Source organism: Cellulophaga sp. RHA19 (assembly GCF_002813425.1).
GTDB lineage: Bacteria > Bacteroidota > Bacteroidia > Flavobacteriales > Flavobacteriaceae > Cellulophaga.
The window spans coordinates 1138643-1163838 of record NZ_PHUL01000001.1 but is presented as its reverse complement, the minus strand read 5'-3'; the positions used below and the strand labels follow the sequence as shown (position 1 = coordinate 1163838).

Annotated in this window: 23 protein-coding genes; 17 read left to right on the top strand and 6 right to left on the bottom strand. The window is 32.8% G+C overall.

The features are described from left to right. Window positions 1–10: 10 nt before the first annotated feature. The 10 genes from AX016_RS05045 (at window position 11) to rimK (ending at window position 10636) form a co-directional block, all read left to right on the top strand. Window positions 11–1057: a vWA domain-containing protein gene (locus AX016_RS05045; RefSeq protein WP_100894575.1), complete on the top strand. Its 1047-nt coding sequence runs from the start codon at window positions 11–13 to the stop codon at window positions 1055–1057. Then, entirely contained in the window at window positions 1058–1948 is an 891-nt protein-coding gene (locus AX016_RS05040; RefSeq protein ID WP_100894574.1) for a tetratricopeptide repeat protein, read from the top strand. A gap of 8 nt (window positions 1949–1956) precedes the next feature. Continuing rightward, window positions 1957–3732, top strand: coding sequence for a BatD family protein (locus tag AX016_RS05035; protein WP_100894573.1), 1776 nt, complete (start codon window positions 1957–1959; stop codon window positions 3730–3732). A 2-nt stretch (window positions 3733–3734) separates the two neighbouring features. Beyond that, a complete protein-coding gene (locus tag AX016_RS05030) occupies window positions 3735–4487 on the top strand; it encodes a tetratricopeptide repeat protein (protein ID WP_100894572.1) in 753 nt (250 codons plus the stop codon). 60 nt (window positions 4488–4547) lie between these two features. Further along, a complete protein-coding gene (locus tag AX016_RS05025; protein WP_100894571.1) occupies window positions 4548–4823 on the top strand; it encodes a hypothetical protein in 276 nt (91 codons plus the stop codon). Window positions 4824–5031: 208 nt separating this feature from the next. Beyond that, window positions 5032–5661 carry a carbonic anhydrase family protein gene (locus tag AX016_RS05020; RefSeq protein WP_100894570.1) on the top strand — a complete coding sequence of 210 codons (630 nt, stop codon included), beginning with the start codon at window positions 5032–5034 and terminating at the stop codon, window positions 5659–5661. A 126-nt stretch (window positions 5662–5787) separates the two neighbouring features. Further along, window positions 5788–7653 (top strand): SulP family inorganic anion transporter, encoded by a 1866-nt coding sequence (locus tag AX016_RS05015; RefSeq protein WP_100894569.1) that lies wholly within the window; start codon window positions 5788–5790, stop codon window positions 7651–7653. 80 nt (window positions 7654–7733) lie between these two features. Beyond that, entirely contained in the window at window positions 7734–8753 is a 1020-nt protein-coding gene (pheS, locus tag AX016_RS05010) for a phenylalanine--tRNA ligase subunit alpha (RefSeq protein ID WP_100894568.1), read from the top strand. A 23-nt stretch (window positions 8754–8776) separates the two neighbouring features. Then, complete coding sequence (locus AX016_RS05005) at window positions 8777–9172, top strand: hypothetical protein (protein ID WP_100894567.1); 396 nt, start codon at window positions 8777–8779, stop codon at window positions 9170–9172. A 72-nt stretch (window positions 9173–9244) separates the two neighbouring features. Then, on the top strand, window positions 9245–10636 hold the full coding sequence (rimK, locus tag AX016_RS05000) for a 30S ribosomal protein S6--L-glutamate ligase (protein ID WP_100894566.1): 1392 nt from the start codon (window positions 9245–9247) through the stop codon (window positions 10634–10636). Between the two features lie 48 nt (window positions 10637–10684). Here rimK and AX016_RS04995 read toward each other — a convergent pair whose 3' ends face one another. Both AX016_RS04995 and AX016_RS04990 read right to left on the bottom strand, forming a co-directional pair. Continuing rightward, window positions 10685–11158, bottom strand: a complete 474-nt coding sequence (locus tag AX016_RS04995; protein ID WP_100894565.1) for a CYTH domain-containing protein — start codon at window positions 11156–11158, stop codon at window positions 10685–10687. After that, window positions 11158–11826: a nucleoside-diphosphate sugar epimerase gene (locus tag AX016_RS04990; protein ID WP_100894564.1), complete on the bottom strand. Its 669-nt coding sequence runs from the start codon at window positions 11824–11826 to the stop codon at window positions 11158–11160. Before AX016_RS04990 ends, AX016_RS04995 begins: the two co-directional genes overlap by 1 nt. Window positions 11827–11853: 27 nt before the next feature. Between AX016_RS04990 and dinB the strand changes: the two genes are divergently transcribed. The 7 genes from dinB (at window position 11854) to AX016_RS04950 (ending at window position 18772) form a co-directional block, all read left to right on the top strand. Then, window positions 11854–12951, top strand: coding sequence for a DNA polymerase IV (dinB, locus tag AX016_RS04985; protein WP_100894563.1), 1098 nt, complete (start codon window positions 11854–11856; stop codon window positions 12949–12951). A gap of 101 nt (window positions 12952–13052) precedes the next feature. Then, window positions 13053–13691: a peroxiredoxin gene (locus tag AX016_RS04980; RefSeq protein WP_013620733.1), complete on the top strand. Its 639-nt coding sequence runs from the start codon at window positions 13053–13055 to the stop codon at window positions 13689–13691. A gap of 94 nt (window positions 13692–13785) precedes the next feature. Continuing rightward, on the top strand, window positions 13786–14877 hold the full coding sequence (locus AX016_RS04975; protein ID WP_100894562.1) for a sensor histidine kinase: 1092 nt from the start codon (window positions 13786–13788) through the stop codon (window positions 14875–14877). 3 nt (window positions 14878–14880) lie between these two features. Continuing rightward, on the top strand, window positions 14881–16203 hold the full coding sequence (locus AX016_RS04970; protein ID WP_100894561.1) for a sigma-54-dependent transcriptional regulator: 1323 nt from the start codon (window positions 14881–14883) through the stop codon (window positions 16201–16203). Window positions 16204–16670: 467 nt separating this feature from the next. Next, window positions 16671–17954 carry a Glu/Leu/Phe/Val family dehydrogenase gene (locus AX016_RS04960; RefSeq protein WP_100894559.1) on the top strand — a complete coding sequence of 428 codons (1284 nt, stop codon included), beginning with the start codon at window positions 16671–16673 and terminating at the stop codon, window positions 17952–17954. Window positions 17955–17969: 15 nt separating this feature from the next. After that, window positions 17970–18389, top strand: a complete 420-nt coding sequence (locus tag AX016_RS04955) for a GreA/GreB family elongation factor (protein ID WP_100894558.1) — start codon at window positions 17970–17972, stop codon at window positions 18387–18389. Further along, on the top strand, window positions 18386–18772 hold the full coding sequence (locus AX016_RS04950) for a hypothetical protein (protein ID WP_157811087.1): 387 nt from the start codon (window positions 18386–18388) through the stop codon (window positions 18770–18772). Before AX016_RS04955 ends, AX016_RS04950 begins: the two co-directional genes overlap by 4 nt. A 112-nt stretch (window positions 18773–18884) precedes the next feature. Here AX016_RS04950 and AX016_RS04945 read toward each other — a convergent pair whose 3' ends face one another. Genes AX016_RS04945 through AX016_RS04930 form a run of 4 tightly spaced genes read right to left on the bottom strand, consistent with a single transcriptional unit; the run spans window position 18885 to window position 25179 of the window. Further along, window positions 18885–19547 carry an ABC transporter ATP-binding protein gene (locus AX016_RS04945; protein WP_100894556.1) on the bottom strand — a complete coding sequence of 221 codons (663 nt, stop codon included), beginning with the start codon at window positions 19545–19547 and terminating at the stop codon, window positions 18885–18887. Window positions 19548–19557: 10 nt separating this feature from the next. Continuing rightward, a complete protein-coding gene (locus AX016_RS04940) occupies window positions 19558–22002 on the bottom strand; it encodes an FtsX-like permease family protein (RefSeq protein ID WP_100894555.1) in 2445 nt (814 codons plus the stop codon). Window positions 22003–22026: 24 nt separating this feature from the next. Further along, window positions 22027–24414, bottom strand: a complete 2388-nt coding sequence (locus AX016_RS04935) for an ABC transporter permease (protein WP_100894554.1) — start codon at window positions 24412–24414, stop codon at window positions 22027–22029. A 12-nt stretch (window positions 24415–24426) separates the two neighbouring features. After that, window positions 24427–25179, bottom strand: coding sequence for a head GIN domain-containing protein (locus tag AX016_RS04930; protein WP_100894553.1), 753 nt, complete (start codon window positions 25177–25179; stop codon window positions 24427–24429). Between the last annotated feature and the right edge of the window lie 17 nt (window positions 25180–25196).

The following is a 25196-nucleotide window of genomic DNA, read 5'->3' as shown; positions in this document are numbered from 1 at the left end:
AGAAAGACAAATGATACAAATAGACGAAAAAATATATTTCTATTTACTGTTCATCATTCCTGTAATGGTGGTCATCTTTGTGTTGCTTTTAATCTGGAAAAAAAGAGCACAGAAAAAATTTGCAGATTTACACTTATTTAAACGCTTAACACCAACAAAATCATCTTTTAAATCAATTTTAAAATTTATTGTTTTTATTTTAGGTTTAGCGCTTTTAATTGTAGGATTAGCAAACCCTAAAATTGGCACAAAACTTGAAACTGTAAAAAGAGAAGGTGTAGATATTGTATTTGCCGTAGATGTATCTAAAAGTATGTTAGCAGAAGATATTGCGCCTAGCAGATTAGATAAAGCTAAACGTATTGTATCAGAAATTATATCTCAACTAGGTAGCGACCGTATTGGTATTATTGCATATGCAGGACAAGCTTACCCGCAATTGCCAATAACAACAGATTATGGTGCTGCAAAAATGTTTTTACAAGGTCTAAACACCAATATGTTGTCTTCACAAGGAACAGCTATTAATCAGGCTTTAGACTTGGCATCTACTTATTATGATGATGACGAGCAAACAAACAGAGTATTATTTATAATTTCTGACGGAGAAGACCACTCTGAGGGGGCTACATCTAGTGCGGTAGAAAAAGCAATAGACCAAGGAATAAAAATATATACTATTGGAGTAGGTACAGAAAAAGGAGCTCCAATTCCTATAAAAAGAAACGGTGTTTTAGAAAGTCTTAAAAAAGATTTACAAGGTGAAGTGGTAATTACTAAACTTAATAAAGACGTTTTAGAAGATATAGCCGATGATGGCAACGGACAATATATAGACGGTGCAAATACCAGTGATGCAGTAAGTATTATAAAAGATGAATTAAATAAAATGGATAAAACTGAGTTTGAAGCCAAACAATTCTCTGAGTATAAAGACCAATTTCAGTGGTTTATTGGAGCAGGATTGTTCTTCTTGTTTTTAGACATTTTTCTTTTAGATAGAAAAACAAAATGGCTTCAAAAACTTAATTTGTTTAACGAAAAAGAAGTAGAATAAATGAAAAAGCTAGTATACATTGTTTTTTTAATAGGATGCTTTACTTATGCGCAAGAAGATGCAGACGTTAAAGAAAAAGAAAAAGCACTAAACACATCTAAAAACTTAACTTGGGAAGCCAATAAAGAGCTATCTGAGAATAAATTTACACAAGCAGAAGCTAACTACCGTAAAGCAATATCTAAAAGCAATGAAAATGCTGCTGCACCATATAATTTAGGCAGCGCTTACTACAACAAAGAAACCTATAGTGAAGCTTTTGGGAGGTTTAAACAAGCTGGTGAGTTAGCAACAAGTAAGGCAGACAAACATAAGGCGTACCATAATATGGGTAACGTTTTTATGAAAAATAAAGAATATGAAAAAGCGGTTGAAGCTTACAAACAAGCACTAAGGAATAACCCTTCTGATGAAGAAACAAGATATAATTTTGCTTTAGCAAAAGAATTGTTGAAAAAGCAACAGGACGAGCAAAAGAAAAACGACCAAAATAAAGACGACAAAAAAGACGATAAGGAAGACCAAAAAGATAAAAACGAGGATAAAGAAAAGAACGAAGGGGACGGAGACGATAAAAAGGACGACCAAGGAAAAGATAAGGATAAAAAGGACGGCGAAGACAAGGAAGACAAAGGCGACGAAGGAGATAAAAAGAACAAAGACGACAAGGATGGCAAAGGTGATGATGAGAAAAAAGACCAGAAAAAACCTAACGATAAAGGAGATAAAAAACCACAAGAACAGCAGCAGCAACCTAGGCCTAACCAATTGTCTAAACAACAGGTAAAAAATCTGTTGAAGGCTATGGAGAACGAGGAGAAAAAAGTTCAAGAAAAGATGGACGCCAAAAAAGTAAAAGGCGCTAAAGTAAAGAACGAAAAAGATTGGTAATACATATCATGAAAGCAAAGCTGTACATATTATATTTATTAACCCTTTTTACTACACTAGGACTTAGTGCTCAAGAAGAGGTTACATTTTCTGTAAAGCTTAGTAAAGAAAAACTAGGTCTTAACGAACGTTTAAAAGTAGAATTTACAACTAATAAACAAGGGGATAACTTTGTTGCTCCTAATTTTAAAGGGTTTACTGTACTAATGGGCCCTGCAACTTCTATTAGCAGATCTTGGAACAACGGCAAGCGTAAATTTTCATTATCATATTCTTATATTTTACAGCCAAGTACAAGAGGTAAAATTACTATAGATCCTGCAAAAATTACTATTGATGATCAAGAGTACAAGTCAGATGCTAAAACCATAACTGTTACAGATGCTGTTGTAAACCCTAACGCACCGCCATCTGCTAGTGATATTGCTCAAGAAAACCTACACCTGGTTGCTGAAATTAGCAAACCCAACCCTTATTTAAACGAGGCTATAACTGTTGTATATAAAATGTATGTTAGCCCTTCTATAGAAGTTTCTGGTTTTCAGGCAGTAGACAACCCTAAATACAATAATTTTTGGAGTCAAGATATTCCTGTAAAGAGATACACTACCAAAGACGATAAATTTAAAGGAGAAGAATACAGGTCTGTGATATTAAAACGCGTTGTTTTATATCCACAGAAAACAGGTAAGCTAACATTAGAGCCACTTTCATTAGATGTTGGTGTACAAGTACCAACCCAAAGAAGAGACTTTTTTGGAAGCCCAATATATGCGCAAGCAAACCTAAGAGTGTCTGCTGGTAATAGATCTATTAACGTAAAGCCATTACCAGAAGAAGGCAAACCAGCAAGTTTTACAGGTGCTGTGGGAGATTTTAATTTCTTTGTAACAACAAGCAAAACTCATTTAAACGCAGCAGAATCTTTACAAGCTAAGGTTGAAATTAGTGGTAAAGGAAATTTAAAGTTATTTGACATTCCTACGTTAAATTTACCTGGTTCACTAGAAGTTTACGATCCAGAACATGATGAGAAAGTAACCACAACTTACTCTGGTATGGAAGGCAAAATTAGTGACAGCTATACTATTGTTCCAGAGTACAGAGGAAAGTACCCAGTACCAAGTATTGCTTTTAGCTATTTTAATCCAAAAACTAAAAAATACCACACTCTTAACTCAGATGAGCTTGTTATAAATGTAGTAGAAGGACCTACAAATACAGAGGACACAACAGCTAAAAGTGACAATGTACCTAACAAACAAGTTGTAGAAACAAAAGGAAAACAATTTAACTTTATAAAAACACAAACAAACCTAACAACAATTGGCAACAATTACTTTTTTAAGTCTACTGCATATTACTTGTGGCTGCTACTACCAATATTGCTAATTCCTATAGCAATATTATTAGGCCGCAAAAGAGAAGCTATGGCTTCTGACGTAGTTGGCAATAAAGTTAGAAAAGCTAACAAATTGGCTCGCAAATATTTATCTGCAGCTAAAAAGACTTTAGGGAAAAAAGATGCTTTTTATGTAGCACTAGAAAAAGCACTACACAACTACTTAAAAGCAAAACTTAAAATTGAAACATCTGATTTTAGTAAGGATAAAATAACAGACTTGTTAAACGAAAAAAATATTGAACAAAACACAATAGACGGGTTTTTATCGCTCTTAAAAAACTGTGAAATGGCTCGTTATAGTCCGTTTTCTAATGTTCAAATGCAGCAAGATTATAACAAGGCAAGTGAAGTAATTTCGCAAATGGATAAACAGTTATAACTATGAAAAAAATACTATTTATACTTGTTTTATGCGTTTCGTTTTTGGGATATTCTCAAAATAACGACCTGTTTAAAAAAGCTACTGAAGCTTATAATAATGGCAAGTATGATGCTGCCATTAAAGACTATTTGCAAATAATAGAAAATGGCAAGCACTCTCCAGAATTATACTATAATCTAGGCAATTCATATTACAAGCTAAACAAGGTTGCTCCTAGCATATATTATTACGAAAAAGCATTACTACTTAAGCCAAACGATAATGAAATAAAAAATAATTTGGGTTACGCAAAAAATATGACTTTAGACGTAATTAACCCTTTACCGGTTACTACCCTAAAAACTATGTACAATAAAGTGGTTGGTTATTTTAATTTTGACCAATGGGCCTACCTAAGCGTTGTACTAATAATTTTGTTTGTTATATTTTATATTGCTTTCAAATTTTTTAATTATTCTACTAAAAAAAGAATTTCATTTATACTTAGTATTACTTGTTTAGTTTTATCGTTAATAGCAATTGCAGCCGCTTACTTAAATTTTTCTGATTTTAAACAAAATAGACCTGCAATTGTCTTTAATGAAGAGTCTCTGGTATTAGAAGAGCCAAACACCAGAAGCAAAGAAATATTTAGGCTGCATGAAGGCACTAAAGTTTTTGTACTTGACGAATTAAAACAGTATTACAAAATAAAATTAGTTGATGGTAAAACCGGCTGGATTTCATCTGAAGAAATAAAAGAAATTAAATAATTTTAAGTTTAATACCGCCTAATTTTAAATTTTATACATTTGCCGCTCCTATAAATTATAATGTTCAAAAAGTTTTCATCCATATTTTTAGCAATTTTAATAGTTGGTATTATTATTACCCCAACTGTACTTTTGCATTTAGATGATAATATAGAAATATCTGTAACAATTAATTCTGGTGAAGATGAAGAATGCAATTCTTTAGAGATTATATCTTCTACCACTAATTGGACATTTTTACATCCATTTAAATCTACTATTATACCTGTTTATTGTAGTAAAAACTACTCTAAACCACATTTTAACCTACTATTACCACCTCCAGAGCTAAGTTAATCCTTAGTTATATTTTTAGTATTAAATACTAAAACATACTACACCCAAAAAGTAAAACATTACTTTTAATTAAAATTATTATATATATTTTTAGTTCTAAATCTAGTTTCAGAGCTTTAAATTTCACTAGCTATAAGTTTGCTTTTTAAGCTCATTTATAGGCTATTTATTATCAAAAATTAAACTTATATAAAACCTAATTATTTTTATGAAGGCGCATACAAAAGAAACACAAGCTACAATGACACCAGAAAAGTCATTGCAATTTTTAAAAGAAGGAAACCAAAGGTTTCAAAACAATTTAAAAGCCCACCGTAACCTGTTAGAACAGGTAAATGACACTAGTGAGGGGCAGTTTCCATTTGCTACTATTTTAAGCTGTATAGACTCTAGAGTATCTGCAGAGTTAATTTTTGATCAAGGATTAGGAGATATTTTTAGTGTACGTATTGCAGGTAACTTTGTAAATCAAGATATTTTAGGCAGTATGGAATTTGGTTGCAAACTAGCAGGCACAAAACTAATTGTAGTTTTAGGACACACCAGTTGCGGTGCAATAAAAGGTGCTTGTGACAATGCAGAGTTAGGAAACCTAACAGCAATGCTAGCTAAAATTAAGCCCGCTGTAAATGCTGTTACTGAGCCAAAAGATAAAAGCTTGCGCAACTCTAAAAATCTAGATTTTGTAGACCATGTTGCAGAAAAAAATGTTTTATTAACTATAGATAGAATTGTTGCCGAAAGTGATGTTCTTGCTGAAATGCAAAAGAATGGCGAAGTAAAAATTGTTGGCGCTATGTACGATATTAATTCTGGAGAAGTAAAATTTTTAGATTAGCACAAAAATTACAAGATGATAATGACTACGTTTACGTAGTTATAGCATTTTTATTGTATATTTTATAAATCGTTAGTTCTTTTTAAATTACAAAAATTAAATCGTTCTAAAAATCATTTTAATAATATGAAAAATCTTTTCTCTAATATAAAAGGAGATATTTTTGGTGGTATAACAGCAGGCATTGTTGCCCTACCATTAGCATTGGCATTTGGTGTTAGTTCTGGTCTTGGCCCTGCCGCTGGTTTATACGGAGCTATTTTTATTAGTTTTTTTGCGGCACTATTTGGAGGCACAAGCACACAAATTTCTGGTCCAACTGCACCTATGACAGCTGTAAGTATGGTTGTTATAGCAAGTATAATTGCCATTCATGATGGCGATGTAGAAACAGCTTTACCCTATATATTAACCGTATTTATTTTAGCCGGATTAATGCAAATTAGTCTTGGTTTATTAGGTATGGGTAAATATATAAAATACATACCCTACCCGGTTGTATCTGGTTTTATGACCGCTATTGGAATTATCATTTTAATAACTCAAATACTGCCAGCAATTGGCTATTATCCAAAGGAAGATCAAGATTTTGTAAATCAATTTAAACCACAGGCAGAAGAAGTTATTTTAGAAAACATACTTAAAGAACAAGCTGGCGAAGGTATTTTGGTTTTAGATCACTTTGAAGAAACCATAAAAAGAGCCAATACTGTTACAGATGCAGATACACTTAAAGAAGCAAAAACCTTGGCTGCTAAAGAAGCATCTGGCGTAATGGGTTCTTTAAAAATATTACCAAGGGCTTTGCAACAAATTAATTGGTTAGAGCTAGCACTAGCATTAGCAACAATATTTATTATATACGGTTTTAAGCGTATTACTACAGCTATACCAAGTACATTGGTGGCGCTTATAGCTGTCTCTGGCGTAGCATTTTTATTTAAATTACCATATAGACGAATCGAGGAAATTCCTTCTGGTATTCCAACTCCAAATATGGCCATTTTTACCCAGTTTAGCATAACCTCATTAACTCCGTATATATTTACTGCTTTAACATTGGCACTTTTGGGTGCTATAGATTCTTTATTAACATCTGTTGTTGCAGATAATATGACAAAAACAAAGCACAAGCCAAACAAAGAGTTAATTGGTCAAGGTATTGGTAATACAATAGCTGCTATTTTTAATGGTATTCCTGGTGCTGGTGCTACTATACGTACTGTGGTAAACATTAATTCTGGCGGTAAAACAAAATTATCTGGTATGGTTGCAGGTGTGCTACTTTTGGTTGTTTTACTAGCCTTAGGACCTATTGCTTCTCAAATTCCTGCTGGTGTATTAGCTGGTATTTTGATTACAGTAGGTATTGGTGTTATGGATTATAAAGGCTTAAAAGCTATTCCTAGTTTGCCGCGCGACTTAAAAATTGGACCATTTAAAGTAAGTTCAGAAGTTATAATAATGCTTGTTGTATTGGTGCTTTCTTCAACTTGGAACTTAGTGTATGCGGTAGGTATTGGACTTGTTATTGCATCCTTAATGTTTATGAAAAAAATTGGAGACTTAACCGCAGAACGTTCCGATGTTAAATCGCTCTTACAAGAAAAAGCCTGGAAAGATGAAGCCAACTTTCCTGTATATTTAAAAGAAGAAGTATTTATTAAACACATTAAAGGCCCTTTGTTTTTTGGCTCTACTAGTGAATTTCAACAATTGGCTTCACAAATACCTAGTACTGCAAGTACTGTAATTATTAGAACCGGAAGAATGCAGTATATGGACCAGTCTGGTTTGTATGCAATGGAAGATGTTTTGGTAGATCTTAAAAAAAATAATGTAAACGTGCTTTTTGTAGATTTACTACAACAACCTAGGTATATGATGGAACGTATAGACATTATTCCTGACCTAATTCCTACTGAGCATTTGTTCTCTAATTTTGATGATGCTGTTGCGTGGGTTAAAGAAAATGTAAAAGACACCTATTAAATGTGACTACAAAACATTAATTAATACAATCCAATACGGGAATAATTGCTAAATTTGCCCTGTATTGGATTTTTTGTGTTATGATAGATGAAATAAAAAAACATATTGCCATAGTTAACGAGTTTACATCAACAGACTTAGAAGCAATAGAAAGTTTTAGAATAAAATATTTAGGTAAAAAAGGATTATTAAATGACTTTTTTGCCGAGTTTAAAAATGTGCCAAACGAACAAAAAAAGGAGTTTGGACAAACTATAAACCAGCTTAAAAATGCTGCTACAGAAAAGGTAAACTCTTTAAAAGATGCCTTAGCTAGCTCTACAGTTAGTGACAGTGTTTACGGTGACTTAACACGCCCAGGACAGCCAATATCTATTGGCGCAAGACACCCAATATCTATTGTAAAAAACCAAATTATAGAGATTTTTTCTAGAATAGGTTTTAATGTTTCTGAAGGTCCTGAGATTGAAGACGACTGGCATAACTTTACTGCACTTAATTTGCCAGAGTATCATCCAGCAAGAGATATGCAAGACACCTTTTTTATACAAACCAACCCAGATGTTTTGTTGCGTACGCACACCTCATCTGTACAGGTAAGGTATATGGAGGACAACAAGCCACCTATACGTACAATTTCTCCGGGTAGAGTATACAGAAACGAAGCAATTTCTGCTCGTTCTCACTGCTTTTTTCATCAAATAGAAGGTTTATATATAGACAAAGATGTTTCGTTTGCAGATTTAAAGCAAACATTACAGTTTTTTACAACTGAGCTTTTCGGAAAATCTAAAATTCGTTTACGTCCATCATACTTTCCATTTACAGAGCCTAGTGCAGAAGTAGATGTGTATTGGGGCTTAGAAACAGAGTCTGACTATAAAATTACCAAAGGAACAGGTTGGTTAGAAATTGGTGGTTGTGGTATGGTAGACCCTAACGTACTTAAAAACTGTGGCATAGACCCAGAAGAATACTCTGGCTTTGCCTTTGGCGTTGGTATAGACCGTATTGCTATGTTATTACACCAAATTACAGATATTCGTTTGTTAAGTGAAAACGATGTTCGCTTTTTAGAGCAATTTAAAAGTGCTTTGTAAAACAACTTAAAAGTTATAAATAGATGAAAAAAGACATCGTAATACCAGTGGTTAAAGATGTACACGTTGCTATTATACACGAGTTTAACAAAGAGTTTTTAGATAAAGAATGGAATGTTTATGTAATTAACAATAGAGCAGAAACCATAGAAATGGTACTGGTTGTCTCTAAAGGTTATGACAATGACAAAATAACCTCTACAATGAGGCATTCTATTGCTAAACTAGATGGTAAGTCATACGCAAAAGTAGAAATGGTACAAGAAGATGTTTTACAATTAAACAACGAGTTTTTTGTAACTTTTTTTGCTGATAACAAGCTTTTTGAAAAACGTTTTACCTTTGAGAAAAACACAGTTACAGAAGCAAATTTAACCACAATTCCACTAATTGAAAAAGACGGAATATTAGCAAAATAATAGCCTTAAGAAAACATAGTAATATTCATTTTTAAGTTACATTCGTAGTTATTATAATATAAGATAATACCTATGGGCAATACTACTAAATTTGAAGGATTACAAGTTATTGGAGGAGAAGAGTGGTGTGTTTTTGAAGAACTAGGCATACCTGCTATAAAAGCACGTGTAGACTCTGGCGCAAAAACATCTTCTATACAAGCTAATAATGTAAAGGTCTACAACAAAGGTTCTGAAGAATGGGTAAGGTTTGAGGTAAACCCTATACAAGAAAACAGAAGCGTAACTATTACTTGTGAGGCTCCTTTAGTAGACCGTAGAACTGTAAAAAGTTCTGTGGGCATTTCTGAAGAGCGTTTAGTGGTAAAAACCACTATCAAACTAGGGAACAACATACATAGTGTAGAGCTAACACTTGCCAACAGAGACACTATGGAATACCGTATGTTATTAGGTCGTGAGGCAATAAACCAACGCTACATTGTAAACCCTGCAGAAAGCTATTGTATGCAAAATTTTTCTGAAGAAGAAATTCAGAAAAAGTACGCATCTCATATGGCCGAAAAATCGGGGTTAACAATTGCATTATTAGCCAGTAATCCTAATTTATATAGTAATAAGAGAATTATAGAAGCTGGTGAAGCTAGAGGCCATGAAGTTGTTTTTTTAAATGTAGAAAACGCTTATATGAAACTAGATACAAAATCGCCACAAATACGCTACAGAGGCGGTAATGTTTTAAATAAGTTTGATGCCGTAATACCTAGAATTAAACCATCGGTTACATTTTATGGCTGTGCTTTAATTAGACAGTTTGACAACCTTGGGGTGTATTGCTTAAACACCGCAGAAGCAATTACACAGTCTAGAGATAAATTATTTGCTTCTCAGTTATTTTCTAAAAACGATATTGACATTCCCATTACTGGTTTTGCAAAATCTCCTATGGATACCAAAGACCTTATACGTATGGTTAATGGTGCGCCGTTAATTATAAAATTATTAGAAAGCACACAAGGTAAAGGTGTTGTTTTAGCAGAAACCAATAAAGCTGCAGAAAGTGTTATTAACGCTTTTAAAAGTGTACAAACAAACATATTGGTGCAAGAGTTTATTAAAGAAGCAAACGGGCAAGATATTCGTTGCTTTGTGGTAAACGGAAAAGTTGTAGCATCTATGCAGCGCCAAGCTCAAAAAGGAGAATTTAGAGCTAACATTCACCAAGGTGGCGTGGCATCATTAATTAAAATAACGTCTGAGGAACGTAAACTAGCAGTTAAAGCTGCAAAAATATTAAACCTAGCTGTTGCTGGTGTAGATATTATACGTTCTAATAAGGGTCCTTTATTGTTAGAGGTAAACTCTTCTCCAGGTTTAGAAGGTATAGAGTATGCAACTGGTTTAGATATTGCTAATGTTATGATTAGAGCTATTGAGAAAAAACTGAACTACACGTCTAACTAAAGAAAAACAAATAAAAAAGTCTAGTACATTTTACTAGACTTTTATGTTTTATAAGCTCCAATTTTTAAAAGGATTTTTACTTAACTGAGAATTATAATATTTAATATCACCAGTAACCTCTTCTCCTAACCAGTTTGGTTTTACAAACTCCTCATCCTCATCGTTTAGCTCAACTTCGGCAACAATTAAACCTTGGTTGTCACTAAAAAACTCATCAACTTCATATAAATGGTTTGCTACAGTAATATTGTAACGTATTTTATCAATTACACCTTCTTCACACAACTTAAGCAATGCTTCTGCTTCTTTAACTGGTATTTGCTTTTCCCACTCAAACCTAGATGTTCCCGTGCTGTTAGATTTTCCTTTTATGGTTAAAAAACCATCATCGCCCTTTATTCTAACCCTAACAGTACGCTCTGGATCTGTATTTAAAAAACCTTGTACTATTCTTTTTTTAGAAATTGTTTCAGCTTTAAAAGCATCACTCTTTACTAAAAACTTACGTTCTATTTCTACCATTATTCCTCTCCTAATTCTTTAATCTTATCAGACTGTATTTTTATAGTACTTTCTTCATTATTTCCTAACCAAACCATAGCTTTTGCAATTGTTTCTGGGGGTATGGGTCTGTATTTTTTTAAAGAACCAATTAGTAAAAACTGAAACACCTTAAAAAACTGTTTTGCCAACCACTCGCCCATTCTTTTTTCATCTCTTTTACCTGCAATTAAAGACGGTTGCAGTATATGTGTTTTTGGTATTTGTAACGCAATTACATCATTTTCCATTTGGCCTTTTATCTTATTATAAAAAACCGAACTAGATGCATTTGCTCCTAAGGCAGATATAACCATATATGTACCAATACCATTTTCTTTGCATAATTTTGCGGCTTGTAATGGTATGCCGTAATCTATATTTTTATAAGTTTCTTTATTGGGTGTCTTGGCCTTAGTAGTTCCAATACAACAATGCACCTCATCTGCAGTAAAACTACTTTTATGTTTTTCTAAATCTTGAAGGTCTACTATGTATTCGTCAATTTTTGGGTGAGTAAAACCACTTATAGATCTAGAAAATAGCTTTATTTTTGCATACGCATTATGGTGAGTTAATAAAGATACCAAAGCACTACCAGTTACACCGGTTGCACCTAAGACAATAGCTGTTTTTTCTTTTGTTTTCATCAACCTAAATATACCGTAAATTTGTGTATGACCAAGGATTTACCTTTACGAAAAATTATTCATGTAGATATGGATGCCTTTTACGCATCAGTAGAACAGTTAGATAATCCTGAGCTTATTGGTAAGCCATTGGCTGTTGGCGGCGGCGAAAAAAGAGGTGTTGTTTCTGCGGCTAGTTATGAGGCTCGTAAATTTGGCGTACGCTCTGCTATGAGTGGCTATATGGCAAAACGTAATTGTCCAGATTTAATTTTTGTACCACCCAGGTTTGCTAGGTATAAAGAAATATCACAAAAAATTAGAGCCATTTTTTACGACTATACAGATCTGGTAGAACCGCTTTCTTTAGACGAGGCTTATTTAGATGTTACGGTAAACAAAAAAGGGAATCCGTCTGCGTCATTACTTGCAAAAGAAATAAGAGAACGTATTTTTAATGAACTAGGACTTACCGCTTCTGCAGGCATATCTATAAATAAATTTATTGCCAAAGTTGCAAGTGATTACAACAAACCAAACGGACAAAAAACGGTTAACCCAGAAGAAGTTTTATCTTTTTTAGAAGAGTTAGAAATTCGTAAATTTTATGGTGTAGGTAAGGTTACCGCAGAAAAAATGTACAAAGTAGGCATATTTACGGGTTTAGATCTTAAAAATAAAACCTTAGAGTTTTTAGAAAATAATTTTGGTAAAAGTGGAGCCTACTACTACCACGTTGTTAGAGGCATACACAATAGCCCTGTAAAACCAAACCGAATACCAAAATCTGTTGGTGCAGAACGTACTTTTAATGAAAATTTAAGTAGTGAAATTTTTATGCTAGAACGATTAGAAAATATTGCTAGCGAATTAGAACGCCGACTTAAGAAAACCAAAATTGCGGGTAAAACAATTACTTTAAAAATTAAGTATAGCGATTTTACTTTGCAGACAAGAAGTAAAACTATACCTTATTTTATTGCAGATAAAGATTTGATTTTAGAAATAGCAAAAGAATTATTATACCAAGAAAAGCTTGAAAATTCAGTTCGCTTATTAGGCATTTCATTGGCAAACTTAAATACTTCAGACAAGAAAAAACCAGAACAAGAAAGTATTAGCGTACAGTTAAAGTTTCTGTTTTAACTCTCTAATTTACACAAAGTTTAACCTATTTTAACGCTTTACAAACAAATAATCTACTAATTTTGTAGGGTAAACAGATTTTTAATTAAAAATACAATAATATGGCTAGTTTAAGATTGGGTGATGAAGCACCAGATTTTACTGCAGACAGTTCTGTAGGAACAATAAATTTATACGATTATTTAGGTGATAGCTGGGGAATTCTTTTTTCTCATCCGGCAGATTTTACTCCAGTTTGTACTACAGAATTAGGTACTGCTGCACAATTTAAAGATGAGTTTGATAAGCGCAATGTAAAAATGATTGCATTAAGCGTAGATGGTGCAGCTTCTCATAACGAGTGGATTAAAGATATTAACGAAGTACAAAATACTACAGTTACTTTTCCTATAATTGCAGATGAAGACAAAAAAGTATCTACATTATATGATATGATACACCCAAACGCAGACAACCACTTAACAGTACGTTCTGTTTTTATAATTGGGCCAGATAAAAAAGTAAAATTAACACTTACGTACCCTGCTTCTACAGGTCGTAATTTTTATGAGTTGTTGCGTGTAATAGACTCTTTACAACTTACAGCAAATCATAAAGTAGCTACACCTGCCAATTGGAAAAATGGAGAAAAAGTAGTTGTTAGTCCTGCTATTGCTACTAGTGATGCAGAAAAAATATTCTCTAAAGGTGTAGAAGAAATTAAACCTTATTTAAGGATGACACCAGACCCTACTGCCTAACAAAGTTGTTTGTATAAAACCTGGCTCTAGTAGACGTTTTGTTTACTAGAGCTATTTTTTTGTAGTACATTTATCTTCCCTTAATTTTATACTTATGGTAACAGCAGAAGAAAAACTTAGAGAGCGTATTAAAGAACTCACTTGTTTGTATGACGTTACTTCTATAATTGTTAATTGCGATTATAATGAGATTGAAGTTGGTTTACAAGCCATTGTATCTTGCTTAAAAAACGCATGGCAATATATAGATGACACCTATGTTGTACTTACTACTAATACCTACCATATTCAAACTAAAAAAGAACATAACAACTATATTTTTCTAAGCTCCGCTATTACGTTATTTAATAAAGAAATTGGGACTATAAAAGTTGGTTATCCATCTAAAAAATACAGTGTTTTAGATTTTCTTGAAGAAGAACAACAACTGCTAAATAATGTTTGTTTAGAGGTTGGTAACTTACTAGAACGCAAAGAAATTAAGGAAAACGAAATTTTAATTAAAAGACAAGTAGAACAATCAGACAGGTTGCGTATACTTGGTGAAATTACAGCAGGTATTGCTCATGAGCTAAATACACCACTTGCCAATATTTTAGGTTTTGCAGAGCTTTTAAAAGACCGCAACAAAGAAGATACGCAAGCAACTAAAGATGTAGATAAAATAATAAATAGTGCAATTTACTCTAGAGAAGTTGTAAAAAAACTAATGTTTTTTGCTTGTGAAATGCCACAACAAAAAAGCTTGGTTAATATTATTCCTATTTGCAAAGAAGCTATTGAGCTTTTAAAACCAATACTAAAGACAAAAAGTATTGCTCTAAATATTACCTCTAGCAATCCTGAAGTTGCCTTAAAAATAGACCGTATACAACTTACCCAAGTACTATTTAACTTGGTTATAAATGCTATTTATTTTTCTGAGGAAAAGGGAATCATCAACCTAGAAATAAAAGACAAATCTACTACTGTAGAAATACATATTAAAGACCAAGGTAGTGGCATAGATCCTAAATTAGGTAACAAAATTTTTGAACCCTTTTTTACTACCAAACCAGTTGGTGATGGGTCTGGCTTAGGATTAAGCGTAGTGCACGGCATTGTTAAAAGTCATAAAGGAAACTTAAGCTATAGTGCTAATACATCTAAGGGAACTATATTTACTGTTACAATTCCTAAACTGTAAAAAATGGGGTTAGAAAAAGAAAATATTTTAATTGTAGATGACGATATTCATATACTAGAGCTTTTACAGCGTCATTTACAAGCTTTAAATTACCACGTATACAAGGCTGTGTCTGTTAAACAGGCTTTATACGTATTGCATGACTCTACTATAGATTTGTTAATTACAGACATACAAATGCCAGAGATTGATGGTCTGCAGTTACTAAAATACACAGCAGAACATTATCCAGAAATTCCTAAATTAGTTATTACTGGCTACCCATCTGTAGATGATGCTATGAGTGTTATAAAATCTGGCGCTACAGATTACCTTACCAAACCTTTTACAAAAGAAGAATTAAAACAGGCAGTAAATAGGTCTTTAGAAAGTTCTAAAAAAACTAAAAAACCAAAGGAAAAAAAACAAACAGCTGTTTCTGGTTACGGACAAATGATTGGGCAGTCTACTGCTTTTGAAAAAGTAACTCAAATTATAGAGCGCGTAAAAAATAACAAGGCAACTGTTTTAATAGAGGGTGAAAGTGGCACAGGTAAAGAACTTGTGGCAAGAGCTATTCATTTTTCTGGTAAGTTTGCCAAACAGCCTTTTATTGCTGTTAACTGTGGTGCCATACCAGAAAACCTATTAGAGTCAGAACTTTTTGGGTATACAAAAGGTGCTTTTACAGGAGCTAACGAAAATAAAAATGGTTTTTTTCAGGCAGCAAATAATGGTACGTTGTTTTTAGATGAAATTGGCAACGCTTCTACTGCTGTACAAGCCAAATTACTAAGAGCATTACAAGAAAAAGAAATTACAAAAGTAGGCTCGCAAAAAGTAGAAAAAGTAGACTTGCGTATTATTGCTGCAACTAACAACAATTTACAAGAAGATATTGCTAATAAAAGCTTTAGAGAAGATTTGTATTACAGGCTAACTGTAGTGCAAATAGACGTGCCACCATTACGAGAAAGAAAATCTGATATTCCGCTACTGGTAGAACAGTTTTTAAGAAAATATGGTGTAGAATACAAAGATCGTTTATTACAAATTACAGACGATGCTTTAAAAATGTTACAAAGGTATCATTGGCAAGGCAATATTAGAGAGCTAGAAAATGTAATACAACGCGCTGTTATTATGAGCGATGGAAAAATTGACATAAAAGATTTTCCAGATTATTTAAAATACAAAATAGAATTTCCAGATGCTTCTTTTTCAAGCTTACAGCAAATGGAAAAAGAGTACATTTTAAAAGTATTGGCTGCCACAAACAATAATAAAACAAAGGCAGCAGAAATTCTTCAAATAGACCGTAAAACTTTACGTCAAAAATTAAAATAAACACTGGGGTATTTTTCCCCAGCTGGGGCAATTCTCCTCACCCCATCTTTTCTTCAAAATTAATTACAATCAAACAAACTACTGAATTACAGGTAGTTGCTATGAATATTTATTATTTAATCTTTTTAGGCACACAGCTTGCCAATACACACACGAGTAAGTTATTATAAAAATGATTTTAGATTTTTATAGTTGATTGATTGATTTGTCTACTTGGCTTTCTAAATGTTTAACTCAAGTGGTGTGGTTTTTTTGTGAAAGTCAAGTAGCATTTTAATGGTTAATAATAAAACAATGGTAAAAATAATAGAGAAGAGCCTCTGTTGCACTTGTAAGCACCAGATACCTTGTGTACTAACAAAAAATAAAAGTTCTGTATACAACTGCAGTGAGTATCAACAGACAATAGGCCAAGACTTTAATCCTAAAAAAGAAACCAGAAAAGAATTAGTTTTAAATTAAATATAATGATAGCAAAACAACAAAAAAAGTTGAAGCAAGGGATGCTAGATAATGTTATGCGACAATTTAATTATAGTGCAGATAACATAAACTTAAATCCTAATATTAGAAAAATATTAAGCATCACTAACAACGAGCTTGTTGTGCATTTTCCTGTAAAAATGGATAATGGAGATGTAGAGGTATTTACAGGTTATAGAGTACAACATAACAATGCGCTTGGCCCATATAAAGGTGGTTTACGTTATCACCCAACTGTAGATATAGATGCTGCCAGAGCTTTAGCTATGTGGATGACCTGGAAAACCTCTTTAGCAGGTTTGCCTTACGGTGGTGCCAAAGGTGGTATACAACTAGATCCTAGTAAATATTCACAAGCAGAACTAGAGCGCATTACTAGAAGATTTACTTATGCTTTAGGAGATAATATTGGTCCAGAATTAGATATTCCTGCACCAGATGTTAACACAAATCCGCAAACAATGGCGTGGATTTTAGATACATACATGTCTACAAAAGCACCATCAGAACGCTCTAAAAATATGCACGTTGTAACAGGAAAACCTGTAGGTGCCGGAGGCTCTGAAGGTAGAGACAGGGCTACAGGTTATGGCGTATTTTTAAGTATAAAATTTTGGGCAGAAAATAAAAAAGTAAGCCTAAAAGATAAAAAATACATTGTACAAGGTTTTGGTAATGTTGGTTACTGGACTTCTCATTTTTTAGAAAATGAAGGTGCCATTTTAGTTGGCGTACAAGATGCATCTGGATCTATTATAAATGAAAACGGAATATCTGTTGAAGATTTATACAAGCATACTATGGAACACAATGGTGCTGTTGCAGGCTTTAATGATGCTACACCAATATTAAACGAAAACTTCTTTGGCATTAATTGCGATATCTGTGTACCAGCCGCTTTGGGTAACCAAATTACGGCAAATAACGCAGATAGTATTAAAGCTTTTTTAATTGCTGAAGGTGCCAACGGACCAACAGACGTAGAAGCTGAAAAAATATTACTAGAAAAAGGTGTTGCTATTATTCCAGATATTTTATGCAACTCTGGTGGTGTAATTGGTAGTTATTATGAATGGTTGCAGAATAGAAACGGAGAAATTTGGCAGCTAGATGAAGTATTAGAAAAAATGCACAAAAAGCTAAAAGAGTCTTTTAATAAAGTAATGAAAACTGCTTTAGAAAAAGATATAGATATGCGTACTGCTGCTTTTAATATTGCCATAGAACGTTTAGAACAGGCTTATGTACAAAGAGGAATTTTTCCATAAATAACAGATAAGAAGATGAAATACGGAGGCTTAATTATTGAAAAAAAAGAATATGTGTTGTTAAAAAAATTGATGAACCTATCTGGTTATCATAAAGACGTAACATATAAAAAATCTATTGCTAAGCTTAATAACGAGCTAAAAACTGCTACTGTAAAAGACGAAAAAGATATGCCTACAGATGTTATTAGGTTTAACTCTATTGTAACTATTACCGCAGAAGAAGGATGGCAAAATAGTTTTCAATTAGTTAAGCCATCTGATAGTGATTTAAAAAACAAAAAATTATCTATTTTAACTCCTATGGGCACTGCCGTAATTGGTTACGCAAAAGGCGATACACTTTTATGGGAGTTCCCAGCAGGAGAAAAAACCCTTACGGTAACCAACGTAGAACAAAAAAATAATTATATAGATATAAATACTGTAGTATGAGTTCAAAATTGTTTTATAACCACGAGGAAGACGGCAGCATAATGATGAAAAAAGACAAGGAAGAGCTGCGCAATTGGATAAGTAACTTAGAGTTTATTGCTGAAGAATTAGGGTATTTAATAGAGATAGAAAAGCGCATTGCCAATCAAAAAACTATAAATCAAGAGCTGCAAAATTTACAAAAAGAAAATGCAGAGATGGTAGTAGAAATGCGTAGGTATAACAATACTGCACTTGGTAATTTAGAATGTGACACTGTAGAATGTGATGCTTTTTATCTTGAAAATCACGAAAGAAAAAGAAATGAATATTTGGCTTATGTACACAAATACAGAAAAACTAAAACCAAAACTTTTTCTCTGATTTTACTTAAAACCGCATAAACGAGATAAGAGGGTTTTTGTAAGTTAATCCTTCTTATTAAAACTAGGTTTTTGCATTTAGGCCTAGATAGAACACAACGGTGGGGGCTGTTGTGTTCTTTTTTATATACTTTTATACTTGTCTTCCGTCTAATAAATTTAAGGTTCTAGACCCATAAGCCGCATTTTTTTCTGAGTGTGTAACCTGTATAATTGTTACGCCTTCTTTATTTAACTCTTTAAAAATCTCCATAATTTCTTCTCCCTGCTTAGAGTTTAAATTACCTGTTGGCTCATCTGCTAAAATAAGTTTTGGACTAGAAATTAAGGCTCTTGCAATACCTACCAACTGCTGTTGACCACCACTAAGCTGACTAGGAAACAGGTTCTGTTTGCCTACAATATTAAATTTATCTAGCATATCTGCCACCAATGCTTTACGCTCAGACGAGCCATACTTTTTGTACAACAATGGCATTTCTAAGTTTTCATAAACGGTAAGCTCATCTAATAAATGATAGGCCTGAAAAACAAAACCAATGTACTGTTTATACAAGTTAGAGCGGTGTTTTTCTTTTAAATTGTGCACAGAGTCTTCTAAAAAATTATATTCACCCTCATTAAATACATCTAGCATACCTATAATATTAAGTAAGGTAGATTTTCCTGAACCAGACGGCCCCATAATAGAAATAAACTCGCCTTCTTCTACTTTTAAATTAATGTCTTTTAGCAAAAATATTTTTTGTCCGCCAGACTGTACCCACTTGTATATATTGTTTAATTCTAATAACATAATTTGTATTTTATTCTGTTCGTAAACTTTTTATTGGATTTTTAGTAGATGACATGTAAGTGCGCACACCCATAATTAACATTGCAACTATTAGCATAATAACACCGCTAATTGCAAAAACCCACCAACTTAAATTAGTTTTATTTGCAAAGTCTTGCAACCAATAATCTATACCAAAATAGGCTATTGGCGCAGCAATTATAAATGCAATAGCAACCAAGCTTAAAAACTCTTTACTTAGCAACAGATTTAGTTCTAATAAAGATGCTCCTAATACTTTACGTATACCTATTTCTTTGGTTCTGCGTTCTGTAGTATAAACCACAAGACCTAGTAAACCTAAACAGCTAATTGCAATAGCTAAACCTGTTGCCCAATTTAACAATACAGCAGTTTTACGTTCCTGGCTATAAAAGTGTTTTATAGTCTCATCCATAAAAATAAGTTCAAAAGGCTCATCTGTGTAAACACTGTTCCAAGCATTTTCTAACTTTTTAGTTGCATTAGATAAGTTTTCTCCGTTAACATTAGCAAAAGAAATATGAAATGTTTTAAATTTTCTGTTTGCTCCGCCTGTACCTACAAAAGCCAATGGTTTAATTCCTGTTTTTAAAGAACGCTGATTAAAATCTTTCATAACACCTACTATTTGGTGTTCTTCACCTTCACTTTTAATCATTTTTCCTATAGCATCGTTGGGCTTTTTAAAACCTAATAAACGCAAGTACGTTTGGTTAATTACAAATTCTTTAATACTATCATTGCTTTGCTTTCTTCCGGCAAGTAATTCAATTCCGTAGATATCTAAATAGTTTTTATCGCCATATAATAATTGTAGTTCTGTATGTACTGGTGCATTAGTTTCATCAAAATAACTAGTATTTGTTGCGCTAGTACTAAAAGATGCTGGCGGATATTCTGCTAAACTAACTTTGTTTACCTCTGGTATGGCTTCAATTTTAGTTAATAATCGTTGTTGTTTTTCTGGCGTCATAGTATACCAAGGAGCTCTAACAGATGCTATGGCTTCGGTTCTAAAACCCATATCTTTTTGCAATAAAAATGCTATTTGCTTACCCACTAAAAGCGTTGCTATTATAAAAACCTGCGCTATTATAAACTGAAAAACAGTTAAGTATTTACGTAATGATGTTTTATCATTAGAAGCTACAATTTGATTTTTTAGTACTGCTATTGGTTTAAAATGAGAGAGTACTACTGCCGGATAAAAACCAGATAATAATGTAACAACTAATAGTAATACAATAATAAATACAATAACTGTTGGCTCTGCAAACAGCTCTGAACTTAGACCTGCTGGTATATAGTTTGCAAATATATTTAACAGCCAAAAAGAAAGTGCTATGGACACAATTGCTGCACAAATGGTTAGTAAAAAAGTTTCTCCTAAAAACTGATAAATTAGTTGTTTTTTAGAGCCTCCTAGTGTTTTTCTAACACCAATTTCTTTTGCTCTTTGCGTTGCTTGTGCTGTATTTAAATTTATAAAATTAATACTACCTAACAGCAGTAAAAAAAGAGCAATACAGCCTAAACTTATTAGTACCGATTTACTTGCTGGCTCCGAGTCAAAATCAAAAGTGTAATAGTTAGTATCAAAATGCATTTCTTGTAGTGGCTGCATATAAAACTTACGCTCATTACCAAACTCTTCTTCATTAGGGTCTTTATGTTCTTTTGCTAACTTATTTAGTGTAAGCTGTACATTTTTAGCACTAGAATTTTTAGCTATTTTTATAAACAATTGTGAAGCCGAGTTGGTTCCGTTCCAATTGCTACTTAATACAGCACTTGTCATATCTGACTGATGAGCTGTTTTTAATGATATAAACTCTTCAAAAACAATATCTGTACGCTCTGTAAAATTAGCTACCACACCAGTTACTTGCATATTTATGGTATCATTATACACCATATTTGCGCCTATTATATCTGTATAAGCGGTATTGGGGAAATATTTTTTAGCTCTTTTTTCTGATAATACTAACTGATTTGGACTCTCTAGCGCACTTTCTTTAGAGCCAGCCAACCATTTATATTTAAATACATTAAAAAAACCTTTATCTGCATAAATTACATAATCTGGTCTTTTAAATGTTTTATCTGTTGCTGTGTTTTTTATATGTAACGGATACGTAGTTAAAAAAGGGGCAACAGCAGCCAAACTAGCCGAATTTTGTTTTAAGGCATCAGCTAAAGGAACTGAAACTCCCGGATTATAAAAACTACCCTCTGGAGTTACAAACTCTGTTGTTACTCTGTATATATGATCTTTGTCTGGATGAAATTTATCAAAAGTAAAATCATAATACACCATTAAACCAATAACAAAAGACACGCTTAGGCCAATAGCCAAACTACTAATCTTAATTAAAGAAAAGAGTTTATTATTAAATAAGTTTCTAAACGCTATTTTAAAATAATTCTTAATCATAATTATTATTTTATAGAGTAAAATTTACTCCGTTCTTAAACTTTTTATTGGATTTGCTGTTGCTGCTTTTATTGCCTGAAAACTTACCGTTAATAGCGCTATTAAAATAGCACACATACCTGCTATAAAAAACACAAACCAACTAATATTTACTCTAAAAGCAAACTCCTCTAACCATTGTTGCATTACAAAATACGCAACAGGAAAAGCCACTATTAAAGACACAGCTATTAACTTTAAAAAATCTTTAGATAACATTTGCGTTATGCCTACTACACTTGCGCCCAACACCTTGCGCACACCTATTTCTTTTTTACGTTGCTCTGCTGTAAATGCTGCTAAACCAAACAAGCCTAAACACGCTACAAAAATGGCTAGCAAACAAAATAACAATCCAACTTGTGCCATTTTACGATCTTGCGCATATAGCTGTTCCATATTTTTATCCAAGAACGTATAATCAAAACTAGAGTCTGGAGCAACCTTAGCATATACAGCTTCTAATTGTTTCATTGTACTTGTTATAGATGTGCTATTAAAACGAACAAGCAAGTAAGGCTTGCCCTCAAACCTACTGTTATGAAAAGCATAAGCACCAATTGGTTTGTGTAAAGACTCAAAATTAAAATCGTCTACAACACCAATTATTGTAGCATCATCTCCCAACTGCATATCTACTTTTTTGCCAATAGCTTCTTCTGGTGTTAAACCTAAGTATGCAATTGCTTTTTTATTTAAAACCACATCTACAAGCGTATCGCCCTTTTGCTTCACGTTTGGTAATGTTTTACCTGCTAAAAGCTTTAATTGCAATACATCTAAAACGCTAGCATCTGCTACATTGGTTTGTATATTTTTTCCGTTTTCATCTTGGTCGTTTTTATGTAAAGATCTTCCACTTACATCCATACCAGGAAAACCCTGGGCAGAACCAACTTCTATAACCGAGCTTAGTTTTTTAACCTCACTTGCTAAAGCCTGTTTGTTATTGTAAGTTTTAATTGCAGCTGTAGAAATAGCTACAACGTTTTGTGGCTTATAACCCAAGTCTTTATTTTTCATAAACTCTAACTGTTGGTACACAACTAATACACCCACAATTAAAACCACAGAAGCTGTAAACTGAAATACAACCAATGCTTTTCTAATAAATGCATTACTTACGGTTCTGTTTGCTGGTTTTAATATAGAACTAGGTGAAAATCCTGATAGATAAAAAGCAGGGTAAGAACCCGCCACCAATGTAGTTACCAACCAAACAACACATACACCAATAATAAAAGTTGGAGTTATTAAAAATTTATAATCTAAACTAGCACCTGTTATACTATTAAAAACAGGAATAATTGCAATAGATAGTGCAATACCAATACATAATGCAATTAGAGTTAGCAAACCTGTTTCTGCATAAAACCTAGCAACTAAACTTTTAGATGATGCTCCAAGCGTTTTATTTATACCCACATCTTTTGCTCTTTTTTGAGAGCGTGCTGTCATTAAATTCATATAATTAACGCAAGCAATAAGTAAAATAAGCAATGCTAAAAACGATAAGTTTTTAATTTCAGAAATACTACCAATTCTAGATGTGTATGTACTTGTGTAACCGTTAGAATATAAGTGCACCTCTGATAATGGCTGTAAAGAAAGTGTATACCATTGTCCTTGCTTGTCCACGTTTTTATCTAAAATTTGCTGCATTTGATTTTCTGAAGTCATTTTAGATGCATTGTCTTTTAATTGCACATAAGTCTCAAAACTAGAGTTGCTCCAGCTTGGTTCTTTAAAAAAGTATGTGGTACTAAATGATGCTATTAAATTACAATCTACCGTACTGTTTTTAGCAAAGTCTTCAAAAACACCCGTTACTTCTAATTCTGTTTTATCATTTACTTTTATAGTTTTCCCCATAGGGTCTATAGTTCCAAAGTATTTTTCTGCTGCACTTTTAGACAACACAACGGTATTAGGTCTTGTAATTGCGGAAGCAGGATCTCCTTTTATAAATTTAGTATCAAAAATTGAAAAAAGTTCCTGGTCACACCAAAACAATCTTTTTTCTAAAAAATTATTATTATTTGCTTTTATAAAGGCTGTTTCGCCAAAGCTGTGTTGCAACATTCTGGCTGCATATTTTACTGTAGGCAATTCTTCTTTTAAAGCTGGTGCAACTGCTGCCGGAGCTGTTGCCATAATTTCTTTATCAAAAGCATCTCCTGTAGTATTAACCAACACTCTGTATATATCTGAGTAGCTCTTATATTGTTTGTCAAAGCTTTTTTCAAAAGAAATAAAAGAGAAAAGTAGTATTGCTATTGTTAAGCCTATTGATAGTCCTAAAATATTTAATGCAGAAAACATCTTGTCCATTTTAAGACCTCTCCATGCTATTTTAATATGGTTTTTAAACATAATTTTTAGTCTTTACTGTATTTTTTGAATAGTTGCTTCGCCAATAATTAGACCTTTATTTAACTCCGGATTTCCTTGGTAAGCAACAGTTGCCTCACCATAAGCTGTAACTTTTAATTTTTTAGAAACCTGTACGCGGTAACTACCCTCACCGTAAGCTGTAATTTTTGTATTGTCATTTTTTATGCCTAAAGTGTTAATTTTAGTTTCTCCGTAAGCTGTAATTTTCAGGTTTTCTACACTACCTTTTTTTAGTTCTAAAAAGCTTTCTCCGTATATAGTAGCATGCAATTCTTTAAGGTCTGTATCATTTAAAAACACTTGTGATTCTCCATATATTTTTAATCGTAATTTGTTTTGGGCAAACTGACTTTTACACACTATAGTTTCTTCTCCTCTTAAAGATAATTCTTCTATATTTTTATAGGTAACAACAGCTTTTACAACGGTACCTTTGTAGATAGATGTACGCTGTTTGTAGCCATTTTTATTTGTTTTTTCGCTTTTAGTAAACTCTTTTGCCCCTTCTAAATATACACGTAAAGTTTTTCCAGAAACCTCAACATTTATCTTATGTTCTGCTACAGTGCTACTTTCAATTGTTACACTTTCTGTTTCTCCTTCTACAAAAGTTACTTGTATGTGCGGACTAATAATTACTTTATTAAATGCTGCTACTTTTTTTTCACTTACTTGTGCCCTAACACTCATAGTCATTACTACTAAAAAAAGTGCTGTTATTATTTTAATTTGATTGATTTTCATAGGTTCTATTTATTTTT

What these genes read in the sequence shown, in the direction of transcription:
- AX016_RS05045 (WP_100894575.1), top strand. Translation starts at nt 11, where the DNA reads ATGATACAAATAGACGAAAAAATATATTTCTATTTACTGTTCATCATT.
- AX016_RS04995 (WP_100894565.1), bottom strand. Translation starts at nt 11,158, where the DNA reads ATGGTAGAAATAGAACGTAAGTTTTTAGTAAAGAGTGATGCTTTTAAA.
- AX016_RS05015 (WP_100894569.1), top strand. Translation starts at nt 5,788, where the DNA reads ATGAAAAATCTTTTCTCTAATATAAAAGGAGATATTTTTGGTGGTATA.
- pheS (WP_100894568.1), top strand. Translation starts at nt 7,734, where the DNA reads ATGATAGATGAAATAAAAAAACATATTGCCATAGTTAACGAGTTTACA.
- AX016_RS04945 (WP_100894556.1), bottom strand. Translation starts at nt 19,547, where the DNA reads ATGTTATTAGAATTAAACAATATATACAAGTGGGTACAGTCTGGCGGA.
- AX016_RS05005 (WP_100894567.1), top strand. Translation starts at nt 8,777, where the DNA reads ATGAAAAAAGACATCGTAATACCAGTGGTTAAAGATGTACACGTTGCT.
- AX016_RS05020 (WP_100894570.1), top strand. Translation starts at nt 5,032, where the DNA reads ATGAAGGCGCATACAAAAGAAACACAAGCTACAATGACACCAGAAAAG.
- AX016_RS04950 (WP_157811087.1), top strand. Translation starts at nt 18,386, where the DNA reads ATGAGTTCAAAATTGTTTTATAACCACGAGGAAGACGGCAGCATAATG.
- rimK (WP_100894566.1), top strand. Translation starts at nt 9,245, where the DNA reads ATGGGCAATACTACTAAATTTGAAGGATTACAAGTTATTGGAGGAGAA.
- AX016_RS04975 (WP_100894562.1), top strand. Translation starts at nt 13,786, where the DNA reads ATGGTAACAGCAGAAGAAAAACTTAGAGAGCGTATTAAAGAACTCACT.
- AX016_RS05025 (WP_100894571.1), top strand. Translation starts at nt 4,548, where the DNA reads ATGTTCAAAAAGTTTTCATCCATATTTTTAGCAATTTTAATAGTTGGT.
- AX016_RS04980 (WP_013620733.1), top strand. Translation starts at nt 13,053, where the DNA reads ATGGCTAGTTTAAGATTGGGTGATGAAGCACCAGATTTTACTGCAGAC.
- AX016_RS05035 (WP_100894573.1), top strand. Translation starts at nt 1,957, where the DNA reads ATGAAAGCAAAGCTGTACATATTATATTTATTAACCCTTTTTACTACA.
- AX016_RS04935 (WP_100894554.1), bottom strand. Translation starts at nt 24,414, where the DNA reads ATGTTTAAAAACCATATTAAAATAGCATGGAGAGGTCTTAAAATGGAC.
- AX016_RS05030 (WP_100894572.1), top strand. Translation starts at nt 3,735, where the DNA reads ATGAAAAAAATACTATTTATACTTGTTTTATGCGTTTCGTTTTTGGGA.
- AX016_RS05040 (WP_100894574.1), top strand. Translation starts at nt 1,058, where the DNA reads ATGAAAAAGCTAGTATACATTGTTTTTTTAATAGGATGCTTTACTTAT.
- AX016_RS04970 (WP_100894561.1), top strand. Translation starts at nt 14,881, where the DNA reads ATGGGGTTAGAAAAAGAAAATATTTTAATTGTAGATGACGATATTCAT.
- AX016_RS04990 (WP_100894564.1), bottom strand. Translation starts at nt 11,826, where the DNA reads ATGAAAACAAAAGAAAAAACAGCTATTGTCTTAGGTGCAACCGGTGTA.
- dinB (WP_100894563.1), top strand. Translation starts at nt 11,854, where the DNA reads ATGACCAAGGATTTACCTTTACGAAAAATTATTCATGTAGATATGGAT.
- AX016_RS04930 (WP_100894553.1), bottom strand. Translation starts at nt 25,179, where the DNA reads ATGAAAATCAATCAAATTAAAATAATAACAGCACTTTTTTTAGTAGTA.
- AX016_RS04960 (WP_100894559.1), top strand. Translation starts at nt 16,671, where the DNA reads ATGATAGCAAAACAACAAAAAAAGTTGAAGCAAGGGATGCTAGATAAT.
- AX016_RS04940 (WP_100894555.1), bottom strand. Translation starts at nt 22,002, where the DNA reads ATGATTAAGAATTATTTTAAAATAGCGTTTAGAAACTTATTTAATAAT.
- AX016_RS04955 (WP_100894558.1), top strand. Translation starts at nt 17,970, where the DNA reads ATGAAATACGGAGGCTTAATTATTGAAAAAAAAGAATATGTGTTGTTA.